This window comes from Rodentibacter sp. Ppn85, from assembly GCF_001999335.1.
GTDB lineage: Bacteria > Pseudomonadota > Gammaproteobacteria > Enterobacterales > Pasteurellaceae > Rodentibacter.
In genome coordinates, this window is record NZ_MLHS01000018.1 from 22,791 (window position 1) to 35,157 (window position 12,367).

Annotated in this window: 8 protein-coding genes; all 8 read right to left on the reverse strand. The window is 39.3% G+C overall.

Features of this window, described 5'->3' with window-relative positions:
• Positions 1 to 2: 2 nt before the first annotated feature.
• The gene (locus BKL51_RS03670) at positions 3 to 1,604 is read right to left on the reverse strand and encodes a xylulokinase (RefSeq protein ID WP_077465390.1); all 1,602 of its coding nucleotides are present in this window, start codon (positions 1,602 to 1,604) and stop codon (positions 3 to 5) included.
• Positions 1,605 to 1,734: 130 nt separating this feature from the next.
• Positions 1,735 to 2,592, reverse strand: a complete 858-nt coding sequence (gene araC, locus BKL51_RS03675) for an arabinose operon transcriptional regulator AraC (protein WP_077465391.1) — start codon at positions 2,590 to 2,592, stop codon at positions 1,735 to 1,737.
• Positions 2,593 to 2,734: 142 nt separating this feature from the next.
• The gene (gene araH / locus BKL51_RS03680; protein WP_077465392.1) at positions 2,735 to 3,703 is read right to left on the reverse strand and encodes an L-arabinose ABC transporter permease AraH; all 969 of its coding nucleotides are present in this window, start codon (positions 3,701 to 3,703) and stop codon (positions 2,735 to 2,737) included.
• 16 nt (positions 3,704 to 3,719) lie between these two features.
• The gene (gene araG, locus BKL51_RS03685; RefSeq protein ID WP_077465393.1) at positions 3,720 to 5,237 is read right to left on the reverse strand and encodes an L-arabinose ABC transporter ATP-binding protein AraG; all 1,518 of its coding nucleotides are present in this window, start codon (positions 5,235 to 5,237) and stop codon (positions 3,720 to 3,722) included.
• Positions 5,238 to 5,275: 38 nt separating this feature from the next.
• The gene (locus BKL51_RS03690; RefSeq protein WP_304442289.1) at positions 5,276 to 6,277 is read right to left on the reverse strand and encodes an arabinose ABC transporter substrate-binding protein; all 1,002 of its coding nucleotides are present in this window, start codon (positions 6,275 to 6,277) and stop codon (positions 5,276 to 5,278) included.
• 370 nt (positions 6,278 to 6,647) lie between these two features.
• Positions 6,648 to 10,088, reverse strand: coding sequence for a transcription-repair coupling factor (gene mfd, locus BKL51_RS03695; protein WP_077465394.1), 3,441 nt, complete (start codon positions 10,086 to 10,088; stop codon positions 6,648 to 6,650).
• Positions 10,089 to 10,178: 90 nt separating this feature from the next.
• Positions 10,179 to 10,355: a DUF5363 family protein gene (locus tag BKL51_RS11850; protein ID WP_158074915.1), complete on the reverse strand. Its 177-nt coding sequence runs from the start codon at positions 10,353 to 10,355 to the stop codon at positions 10,179 to 10,181.
• Positions 10,352 to 12,205 (reverse strand): tRNA(Met) cytidine acetyltransferase TmcA, encoded by a 1,854-nt coding sequence (locus BKL51_RS03700; protein WP_077465395.1) that lies wholly within the window; start codon positions 12,203 to 12,205, stop codon positions 10,352 to 10,354. Before BKL51_RS03700 ends, BKL51_RS11850 begins: the two co-directional genes overlap by 4 nt.
• Positions 12,206 to 12,367: the final 162 nt, after the last annotated feature.

The window sequence follows — 12,367 nt, forward strand, 5'->3', positions numbered from 1 at the left end:
TCCTACGATATCGTTAAAATTTTTGCATTAACAGCTTCTTGAACAATAGAAAGCCCCTGAGAATAACGTTTAATAAATGCGTTATATCCTTGAACCGTCTCACTATCCGGATAAACAATCTCTTTATTGCAACGACCAAAAATGTCTTCATCTAAATAGGTTTCAAGAGATTTATGCTTATGTGAAAGATAATTGGCTAATAATGCAATTCCCCATGCCCCTCCCTCTGTCGCAGATTCCGTGACAGCGATAGGCACATTGAGTGCGCCAGCCAAAATTTTTTGTGCGATACCTTTTGTTTTGAAAATGCCTCCGTGGGCTAAAATTTGTTGGATTTTGACTTTTTCCCGTTGCAGTAAAATATCCACACCAAGCTTCATCGCACCAAAGGCAGTATAAAGATGAACCCGAATAAAATTGGCTAAATTAAAATTTGCTTTCATCGGATGTAAGAACATCGGACATCCTTCGTTTAAGCCGACGCCATGCTCCCCGGAATAAAAGCCATAAGCAAGCAAATTGCCACAGTCATCCTCACCTTCTAACGCTTTTGTAAATAGGGTTTCATAAAGTTTGCTTTGACTGACATTTACACCAAATGTCGCCAGACATTCACCGAATAAACTCACCCAAGCATTAATGTCCGATGTACAATTGTTGGCATGTGCCATTGCGACTAATTTGCCGCTTGGTGTAGTTACCACATCTAATTGTTCATATACTCTCGACAGCTCTTTTTCCAATACAATCATGGCAAAAGCCGAGGTTCCTGCCGAAATATTTCCGCTTTTTTCTTTGACACTGTTAGTTGCCACCATACCGGTTCCGGCATCCCCTTCCGGCGGACAAAGCGGGATACCGGCTTGTAATTCACAACTTGGATCAATCAATTTAGCACCGGATTCCGTCAACAAGCCGGCATATTCTCCGGCATTTGCTACTTTGGGTAAAATATGACGAATCTTCCAGGGATAACCCAATTCACCGATAAGCCGATCAAATTGATCTAGCATTTTTTGATTAAAATCATGTGTTTGAATATCAATAGGAAACATTCCGGAAGCTTCACCGATTCCCAAAACTTTCTTATCAGTTAATTTCCAATGAATATAACCTGCTAACGTTGTTAAAAAATCAATATTCGGTACATGCTCTTCTTTATTTAAAACGGCTTGATATAAATGAGAAATACTCCAACGTTGCGGAATGTTATATTGAAAAAGTGCGGTCAATTTTTCAGAAGATTTTGACGTGATATTATTACGCCAGGTGCGGAAAAAGGTCAGCTGATTACCCGCTTTATCGAATGGCATATAACCATGCATCATGCCACTAATACCAATTGCTTTCGCCTGCCTAATCACCACATTGTATTGTTTTTTGACGGATTCGGAGAGCGAGGCGTAAGCACCTTGTAAACCCTGCCAAATTTCTTCTTGAGGATAAGTCCAAATACCGTCAATAAGATGATTTTCCCATTCAAATTCGCCTTTGGCTAAAATATTTCCTTTGCTATCAATTAAAACCGATTTAATTCTTGTTGAACCAAATTCAATACCGATAGAAATATTGCCCTCTTCAATTATTTGTTTAATCTTTTGCATTGTCACCACCTTTATTCCTTAAACGGATGAGTAGTAGATTAACGATTTTTTTTATCAATCGTTAGACAATGATAGGCTACAAAGATGGACAAAAAAGTTGCATAAGAAAATATGAGAACTCGATCAAATTTTATCTTGAATCCCGAAAACGAGAGGGGCTCAAACCGGTGTAACGTTTAAAGATTCGTGAAAAATATAATTGATCGTCATAACCTAATTGGCGAGCGATATGATAAATGGGTTCACCGGAAGCATGTAATAAATGTTTTGCTTTAATCATTCTTTGCTCTTCCCGCCATTTTACGATACTTGTGCCAATTTGTTGGGCAAATAAGTGAGTGAGTCGAGAAGTGGACATACAAGCCTGCTTGGCTATTTCATTAATCGTATAGTTTTTATCAATATTATCGGAAATAAAATGGCAGGTTTCGAGTATTCTGGGATCAAGCATTCTTTGTTTATTTGCCGGGTCAAATCGAAAACAACGAATTAATAACTGTTCCAATAAACACATTGAGACGGCTTCCGAAAGCGGGTCATCAGAATTATATTCCTCTTCAATCTGTAAAAACAAAGAGAGAATCTGTTGATAACTTTGTTCATTGGGAATTGTCAGTCTTCCGACATTATTAACCGTATCGGTCCACTTAACCCAATCCAGCCAAAATGCTCTTGGTCGAAAATAAATCCACTGATGATGCCAACTCGGCGAATTATTGGCTCGATGGTAATAATGAACGGCATTTGGCGGAAATAAAAGCAAATCCCTGACTTGGCAATTAAATGCCTCTTTCCCTTGAAATATCCGTCCCTCTCCTTTTGTTGTGAGATTAATGATATATCCCCTCATTCCATGTGGGCGATTAATCGTAAAATCTAATTCACTGTTTTCTTCAATCGGCGTACAACCGGCAACTAAATAAGCATTAAAGTTATAGCCGGGTAATAACGGGTTCAGTTGAACATTATTTTTATTTCTGATTTTCATATTATCTCTCAAATTGCACACCCTACTTAGGATATTGTTCTAGCAAAAAACCAATTGGCTCACAAGCATAGATATAAAATACGGATAAATATAAAACAAAATGCGGAGACTGAAGTATCCGCATTATTACCTATTCACATTTTTACTTTATTAGTTTTTGCTTGTATCTATCAAATATAACGGCAATCAATAGAATCAGACCTCTTACAACATATTGAGAAAATGGCGAGATATTTAATAAATTCATGGCATTTTCAATAGTGCCTAAAATTAATACCCCGGCTATGATAAATGAAATTTTAGCTACGCCACCATTCAGAGATACGCCGCCAAGCACGCAAGCTGAAATTGCCACTAATTCAAAGCCAATGGAAGTCATGGGTTGTCCGCTTGTCATTCTAGCGGCAAGAATAACACCGGCGAGCGCAGAAATTGCCCCTGATACGACAAAAATAATTAATTTCGTGCGATCAACATTAATGCCGGCTAATCGTGCCGCCTCTTCATTGCCGCCGATAGCCAAAGTATTACGTCCATAAGTAGTTTTACTTAATAAAAAACCAAAGATAGCAATACAAATAATAGTAAATAAAATTGGTAAAGGAATACCAAATAAATTTTGATAGCCTAACTCGAAAAATTCTTCTTTTGTAATACCTACTGCTTTACCATCAGAAATAATATAACCGAGACCGCGTGCAATTTGCATACTTGCCAAGGTTGTAATTAAGGAATTAATTTTTAATTTCGCAATAACAAAACCGTTTATCAAACCGATAAAAGCGCCTAGTGAAACGCCTGATAACACGCCTAACGTTACGCTTTGAGTAAGATTAATCACTGTTGCAGTGACAACACCGGCGCACGCAATGACAGAAGCGACAGACAAATCAATTTCACCGGCAGCAAGACAAAATAACATACCGCAAGCAACCATACCGCTCATTGAAATGGCTAATCCTAAACCTTTCATATTAATAACAGTTGCAAAATTAGGAATAAATAAACAAGCAGAAATAAAAATAACAGCAAAAATTAACAACATACCATAAGCATTCCAAATTTTATTAAATCTGCTCATATTGTGAGTTTGAGAAGTTACTGAAGTCATAAAAATTCTCCTTATATTACTTAGCTACGGTTTCAAAGATATCGGTTTCCACCATAGCAAGTTTCAAAACACGCTCTTCCGTTGCCTCTTCACGTTCTACAATACCTGTAATTTGTCGATTTCTCATGACCATAATGCGATCGGATAAACCGATAACCTCAGGTAAATCGCTTGAAATCACAATGATTGCAATCTTTTCATCAGCTAGTTTAAAAATCAGATCATAGATTTCGGATTTTGCCCCTACATCAATACCGCGTGTCGGCTCATCCAATAGAAGCACTTTAATATCCTCGGACAACCATCGTCCTAAAATGACTTTTTGTTGGTTTCCACCGGATAAATTCATAATAAGTTGCTCAATAGACGGTGTTTTCACATTCATTTGTTGGCATTGTTTCTCTGCATTTTGTTTTTCCCAAAACTCATTAATGATAAATTTAAAGAAATTATGGGATCGTCTTGCGCTTAAATTTATGTTTTCCGAAACGCTCGCCAAAGGAATTATTCCTTCTTTTTTACGATCCTCTGGACATAACACTATGCCTTGTTCAATAGCATCTTTGGGGCAAGTTATCTTGATACTTTTTCCGTCTAACTCAATATTTCCTTGAATCATTGGATCCGCACCAAAAATAAGCTTAAATAACTCCGAACGACCGGCGCCAACCAACCCAAATAACCCGAGAATCTCTCCCGCTTTCACTTCAAGATTAAAACTTCCCGGCAATTTTTTGCTTGAAAGTGCGGTCAGTTTTAACCGTGTTTTCCCTATTTCTCTTGAACGATAATGATAAATATCGCCTAAATTACGTCCAACCATACTACGCACTAGCGTGTCATTATTAATCCTTGATAAATCTGAAAACGTTTCAATAAATTGACCGTCTTTCAATACGGTGATTTCATCACTAATACGGAAAATCTCCTCCATGCGATGAGAAACGTACAAAATAACCTTTCCTTCCGCTTTCAACTCTTCAATCACTGCAAACAATTTTTCGATTTCAGGAGCAGACAAGCTACTAGTCGGTTCATCAAACGCAATAATTTTCGCTCCACGGCTCAATGCTTTTGCAATTTCAATCATTTGCCATTGACCAATGGAAAGTTCTCTTAAAGGAGTATTTGGTGAGATATTTAAGGCTAATTTATCCAAGTATTTTTGCGTACGGCTTAATAATTCTTTCTGGTTAACCAATCCAAAAGAATGGGGGAATTGACCCAAACAAAGATTTTCTGCAACCGTCATGTCCGGTACGATATTTAATTCTTGATAAATAATAGCAACTCCGGCAAGTAAGGCATCTTTTGTTGTGCGAAACGTAAGAGAGCGTCCCCCAATATGCATTTTTCCTTCCGTCGGCAAATAGTTACCACTTAAAATTTTCAGTAAGGTAGATTTACCGGCACCATTTTCTCCCATAAGGGCATGTACTTTCCCCTCATAGCATTTAAATGACACATTTTGTAATGCTTTAACTCCAGGAAAAGATTTGCTAATTTGGTCAAATTCTAAATAAGGAATTTGCATAAATATTTCCTCCTTACCGATATTTTAATGACATTCAACTAAAGCCCCTTTTTCTCCAACTCTAGTTTAAAGTTATCTCGCATCAGTAATACGGGATCACCAATCGGCGTATATTTTGGTGGCTCAATCCCCTCTTTAACCCATTTATAAAGCATTTCCGTACTACGATAGCCATGCACATCGGGGCTTGGCAGTAATGAGCCGACAAAACCGGTCATTTTAGGCTTTGAAAGCTCACTTACTGCATCTGTACCATTAATACCGATACCGATAACATTTTCAGCTTTAAAGCCCTGCCCTTCCGTAGCCCTAATTCCCCCTAATACGGTATTATCATTCATCCCGACTATTAACCAATTTTTCACTTCGGGGTGCTGCACTAACATGGCATTAGCGGCATCTAACGCGCCTGGAATATCATTACTTTTCGTGGGCGATTTATAGATTTGTTTTTCAGGGAATCCTGCTTTGATTAATGCAGAAATAGAGCCGTCTGTACGGCGACGGGCAGTATCCAGTTCGTCTGCAGTGATAGCTAATACCGCGGTTTCATTGACATTCCAACTGCGTTTTTGCATTTCCTTATACAATTCTAAACCTTGACGTTCACCAATTTCTGTTGCAGCCATCATGATAATCGGCACATTATTCATAGGTTCTCCGGCTGCATTCAAGAATTGATCATCGACCGTAATCACTTTCAAATCATAAGAACGTGCCTTTGCCATAATCGCCGGTCCCAATTTAGGATCTGGTGTACAAATAACAAAACCTTTTGCACCGCTTGCTGCTAAATTATCTATAGCATTTAATGTTTTTTCACCGTCAGGAATAGCCATTTTAATAATTTGAACATCACCAAGATCTTTGGCAGCTTTATCCGCAAATGCCCATTCCGTTTGGAACCATGGTTCTTCCGGCTGTTTAACCAAAAAGCCTAATTTAATAGGTTCCGCAGCTTGGATAGAAATAGACATAGAACCGGTTGTAGCCAATACTGAAACAACCATTAATGATTTTAAGAAATTTCGTTTATTCATTGCGAGATCCTCAATATAAATACATCAATAAATGAATATTACCGCCTTCGAAACAGCTTACTTAACGACTTTACCGTCCGATGACAGGATAATACTGTATTTATTAATGATTAAACTGAGATCTGGATCACAGTATGAATTTATTGCAAAATAATCCATATTTTCAGCAAATCCCTCCTGACAAGTTGAGAAATTTCGTATAAATACCCCAACTTTTTATACGAAATTTAACTTAATATTTTGATGTCACTTCATTTCATTCCACAAGAAAAAATGGAGTAAAAACAAAAATAACGCACTATTTTTATAGTGCGTTATTTTTGTAATGCTAAATTATTAAAGGTAATACAATAATTTTCTGAATAGAATCTTACTCGATTAAAAATTTCACCAAATCCACCACAAACTCCAACCGTACTTTATTATCTGAAAGCTCCTTCATAAACTTAAATTTCGACGGGCCATCAAAACGATAGACAATCGGTTCTTTTTGAATAAGCCGAATAAATTTTTCCGGCGCAACTTGTGTTGTTGGTGAAAATTCAATAAAGCCCCCTTGTGTGCCGGCATCAATACGAAGCACTTTTAAAGGTTCGATCAATAAACGGAGTTCGGCAATTTGCAGTAAATTTTTCGTTGCCTCCGGTAACAAACCAAAACGGTCGATCAATTCGACTTTTAACTCGTCTAATTCTTGTCTTGTCTCGGCGGCGGCAATACGTTTGTAGAAGGATAAACGCATATTCACATCGCCTAAATATTCATTCGGTAACAAAGCCGCGACTCTCAGTTCGATTTCAGCCTGTTGTCGGGTTAATTCTTCTAAAGACGGCTCACGTCCTTCTTTTAAAGCTTTCACTGCCGCATCGAGCAATTCCATATAAAGGGAAAAACCGATAGTTTCAATTTGTCCGCTTTGTTCGTTCCCCAGCAGCTCCCCCGCACCACGAATTTCTAAATCGTGGGTGGCAAGAATAAAACCGGCCCCAAGATTATCTAAACTTTCCAACGCTTCCAAACGGCGTTGTGCATCTTTTGTCATCATTTTCGCTGGAGGGGTCAGCAAATAGGCATAGGCTTGGTGATGAGAACGCCCTACCCGACCACGCAATTGGTGTAATTGCGCCAAACCAAAATGATCCGCTCGTTCGATGATAATAGTATTTGCCGTCGGAACATCAATCCCTGTTTCAATGATAGTTGAACAAACTAATACATTGTAACGTTGATGATAAAAATCGCTCATTACCCGTTCCAGATCGCGCTCACGCATTTGTCCGTGTCCCACCACCACTCGAGCTTCCGGTACAAGTGCGGTCAATTTTTCTGCCGTATTTTCAATGCTCGCCACATCATTATGTAAATAATATACCTGTCCACCACGCAGAATTTCACGCAAAATCGCTTCACGTACCACTAAGTCATCCTTTTGACGAACAAAGGTTTTAATACTCAAGCGGCGAGCCGGCGGCGTGGAAATAATGGAGAGATCACGAATACCGTTCATTGCCATATTAAGAGTGCGTGGAATCGGGGTTGCGGTAAGTGTGAGAATATCGATATTCGCACGTAATTGTTTAATTTTTTCTTTTTGCCCCACGCCAAAACGGTGCTCTTCATCAATAATCAACAAACCGAGATCATGAAATTTCACATCCGCTTGAATCAGTTTATGGGTGCCGATCAAAATATCCACTTTGCCTTCCGCAAGATTTTGTAGAATTTGTTTTTGTTCTTTCGCAGTTTTAAAACGCGATAACACTTCCACATTCACCGGTAAATTGGCAAAACGATCTTTAAAATTTTCATAATGTTGTTGTGCAAGCAATGTTGTCGGAACTAAAACAGCAACCTGTTTATGATTCATCACAGCCAAAAATGCCGCACGCATTGCCACTTCGGTTTTACCAAAGCCTACATCGCCACAGACTAAACGATCCATCGCTTTTGGCTGACACATATCTGAAATAACGGCGTTAATCGCCATTTCTTGATCATGGGTCTCTTCAAAAGGGAAAGTCGCTGCAAATTGTTGAAATTCTTCACGATCATATTTAAAGGCAAAGCCTTTTGTCGCCTCACGCTGTGCATAAACATCCAACAGATCCGCTGCCACATCACGAATTTTTTCTGCGGCTTTTTGACGTGATTTCGCCCAAGCCTCATTACCCAGTTTATGTAACGGCGCACTTTCATCGGAACCGCCTACATAGCGACTAATCAAATGTAACGAGGTTACCGGCACATAAAGCTTAGATTCATTGGCATAATTCAGGAGTAAATATTCTGCTTTAATGCCTCCAGCATCAAGTGTTACCAAGCCGCCATAACGCCCTACCCCATGCTCCAAATGTACCACCGGTTGCCCGATTTTAAGTTCGGCCAAATTACGCACAAGCGTATCCGGATTAATGGTTTTCCGCTTATCACGTCGGCGCTGTTGAACCCTTTCGCCCAGTAAATTGGCTTCACCAATAATGGCTAGCGGTGAGGATTGCTCAATAATAAAGCCTTGCTCAAAGGAGCTGACCGATAGACTAAATTTTTCTTGCTCTGCCTGTGTGAGGGACTGAATTTGTTTAGGTTTAATTTTTAACGGTTGAAGCAAATCAAGTAGCGTTTCCCTGCGCCCTTCCGTTTCGACTGAAAATAATAGGTTTCCATTGAAATGTTCAATAAATTGACGAAGCTGGCCTAGGGGTTCTTTTTGTTGTGATTGAATAGTGATCGCCGGCAATGAGGCTACCGGTAAATTTTTCTGACGTACCGATGAGCGTACCTTTTCATTTTTAAGTGTAATACGCGGATAGGCTTTCAGGTGGTGATTCACTTCATCAATATTTAACCATAAACGTTCCGGTGGTAATAACGGGCGCATCGGATCCGCTTTACGTTGCTCATAACGCTGCTTTGCATCTTGATAAAAACGCACGCCTTGTGCTTGATTGGTTTCCATCTCGACAAATAACGTTTGTTCAGGCAAATAATCAAATAACGTCGCCATTTCTGCAAAAAATAACGGCTGCCAATATTCAATTCCGGAAATCAATGTTCCCTTACTAATTTGTTGATAAATGTGTTCCGGATCCCGCCGAATTTCCCCAAAAGTTTCTCTAAATTGAGTACGGAAAAATTCAATACCTTTGTCATCAGTAGGAAATTCGTGTGCAGGCAGAAGATCAATGAATTGAATTTCATCTAGCGTGCGTTGCGTATCCACATCAAAAGTGCGGATAGAATCAATTTCATCATCAAAAAAATCTAATCGAAAAGGTACCGCACTTCCCATCGGAAAAAGATCAAGTAATGAACCCCGCACGACATATTCACCATGCTCCAACACTTGCTCTACGGCACGATAACCGGCTGATTCCAGTTGTAAACGCATTTGCTCAATAACAACGCGATCGCCTTTTTTAATCAATAAAACATTATGTTGTAAATACCGGGGCGGGCAAAGGCGCTGCATTAAGGTCGCAATCGGCAACAAAAAAATGCCTTTTTTTGCATTTTGGAGATGAAAAAGCGCGCTTAGACGGGAAGAAATAATATCTTGATGAGGCGAAAAAGTATCATAAGGCAGCGTTTCCCAATCAGGAAACAATCTCACTTCTTGTTCGCTTAATTCCGATAAAATACCGGATAAACGAACCGCACTTCTGGTATCGGGTGTCACTACGACGGTTAAATGTTGGTGTTGTTCGGCAATCTCGCTAATCGCAAGGGCATCGGCACCTTGCAAGACATTACCTAAAATTTTATGATCGTTTGGGTTGGAAGGAATATCGAGTTGGAAAAAAGCGGTTTTCATGAATAATGCGCCAATCTCTTATAAAAATTGATGCATAGTTTACTGAATTAAAAAAGGGGATTCAAGCCAAAATATGTATAAAAAAACAGGTTATTTTTTAAAAAGAGAATCTTCTTTACATAAGTTTCCGTTTTCATCTTCGCGCATTTTTGGTACGCCACAGCAGCTCGGGGAATCAAGATCGTAGGTTTTTAGAAAATTATCATACTTTTCCAAAGCCCGTTTAAACCAGCCTTTTGGTTTCTCTGTTTTTTCTGTTGTCGTCATAAAAGTTCCTCTAAATATTGTTTAATTTCCAAACGAAAACATTCTACGCTTTTTTTCCGGTTAAAGGGAAACTGTTTTTCCGTTAAATAGTTTGAAAGTTGTGGAAAATTGCGTTTATTCTGCGCCCTTAACAAACGTTGAATGGCGGGTATTGAGGAAAATAAAGAGCGGTTGAAATACGCAAAATTTTTTAAGCTTTGCCAATCGTCCTCATTAAGCGCCCAATCAATTTTCCCGCTCATTATTTTTTTAGCTAAGGGATGAATAGATAACCCCATATTACGTTGAAATTGTTGCCGTGCAATTTTCGTCAAAGCACTTCCCTTTTCCGACAAGCCTTTCAAAGCAATAGCCGAATAACAACCGCTACTAGCTTCTTGATGCTCCCCTAAATGGACTAACGCAAAACCGCATTTTTGCCAGAAATACGCTAATTCTTCCGTATAACCGAAACTCACGGAAAGAAAATCAACCTCGGCATTATCCATCGCTTTTATCAAGCTTTGCCCGATACCTTTTTGTCGCCAATGAGGTTGTACGGCAATGCGGGAAATTCGTAAAGATTTCAAACCACAGGCTTCGGGAAAATTGCCGTGAAAACATAAAGATTGCGGCACAAGGTTTCCTTTCGGACGGCGTATTCCTTGTCGGATTTGCTCAATGAGATTTTCATCATTCATTCCGCCTTCCTTCAATGCCCAAATGGCACCAATAAGGTATCGTTGATAACTCGCTAAATAAAAACTTTGCCCTTCGCCGTCAAACAAACGGCGTAAATCAGTGGGCGAAGTACGATAATGCGCCAAGGTCATCAAGCCGTAAAAAGGTTCAGGCGAGCGAGTTAACCGAGACTGTGCAATTTCATGAATCTGAATATTACCTTGCGGGTTATACTCAAGTTGCGCAACTTGATTCTCCGCATCCAACAACAAAAGATCCTCAATAAAATGTTCAATGGCATCATTTTGTTGCCAACGCAAGGGATGATAGAGTTCAAATTGTTGAAAAGTGCGGTGGATTTTTTGTTTAAATTTTAATTCAAAACCACGCCCGGTTCCCTCATAACTATGAATGGTTGTACTAAAAACAATATGGTGGAAATATTGGGAAAACTGTTGTAACAAAGACAAAGGAATCATCGCCGCCTCATCAACCAAAAGCCAAGCATTTTCGGCAAATGCCGCATCTTGCCGTAATCGGTGGGTTAATTCATCCGGTGCAATAAATTCAATGGTTCCTTTCGCAAAATCATATAATGAATTGACCGCACTTTTGTTAGGCGCGGTGAGATAAATCGGGGTATCAATGTGATTAACCAGCAGCCCTAATAATGCTGATTTTCCCCGCCCTCGTTTTGCTGTCAAAAAATACAGATCACATTGCTGTTGCAAGATTTGTTCAAGGATTTGTTGCTGCTCCACTGTCGCCAGTTTGTGTTTTTCCTCATGATAGAAAACTGACGGAAAACTGACCGCACTTGCTTTTCTCAAAATAGGAAAATAGTAGCGTTCCGCACATTGTTTGAAATGATGAATAAAATTTGGTGTGCTGATGGCAGAAGTACCGCCATTCCAACGAAGGCTATCAAAATCAGCGTGTTTTTCTAAATTTTCCCAGTCCGAAAACAACAAACACAAGGTTCCTCCCATTTTCAAGGTGCCGGCAGCAATAGCCAGGGCTTCTAGATGAATGCCGTTTCTTGCATCGAATAAAATGTGTTCAAATTCTTGACCCAGTAAATTTACCGCTTTAGAAAAGGGCACGCCCTGCTCCCCAACAATTAAAACTTGTGGGGGTAAAGACTCGGGTAATATATCAGAAATAAGTACTTGGCATTGGCGATTTGGCATAAGGAATCCTTATCATCATTTCGGTGCATTTTAGCGAAATTTTGATGTTCTACAAAACATGATAAATTTTGACCGCACTTTCCTATCAAAAGCCCTCCATTATTCGCTGTCGATTTTGCCATCATTATGAATAAATTTTGATCTAGCTCACAGTTTTTGTTC

Coding starts and splice junctions, on each gene's coding strand:
- araG (WP_077465393.1), bottom strand. CDS start 5,237: ATGCAAATTCCTTATTTAGAATTTGACCAAATTAGCAAATCTTTTCCT.
- BKL51_RS03670 (WP_077465390.1), bottom strand. CDS start 1,604: ATGCAAAAGATTAAACAAATAATTGAAGAGGGCAATATTTCTATCGGT.
- BKL51_RS11850 (WP_158074915.1), bottom strand. CDS start 10,355: ATGACGACAACAGAAAAAACAGAGAAACCAAAAGGCTGGTTTAAACGG.
- BKL51_RS03700 (WP_077465395.1), bottom strand. CDS start 12,205: ATGCCAAATCGCCAATGCCAAGTACTTATTTCTGATATATTACCCGAG.
- araC (WP_077465391.1), bottom strand. CDS start 2,592: ATGAAAATCAGAAATAAAAATAATGTTCAACTGAACCCGTTATTACCC.
- mfd (WP_077465394.1), bottom strand. CDS start 10,088: ATGAAAACCGCTTTTTTCCAACTCGATATTCCTTCCAACCCAAACGAT.
- BKL51_RS03690 (WP_304442289.1), bottom strand. CDS start 6,277: ATGAATAAACGAAATTTCTTAAAATCATTAATGGTTGTTTCAGTATTG.
- araH (WP_077465392.1), bottom strand. CDS start 3,703: ATGACTTCAGTAACTTCTCAAACTCACAATATGAGCAGATTTAATAAA.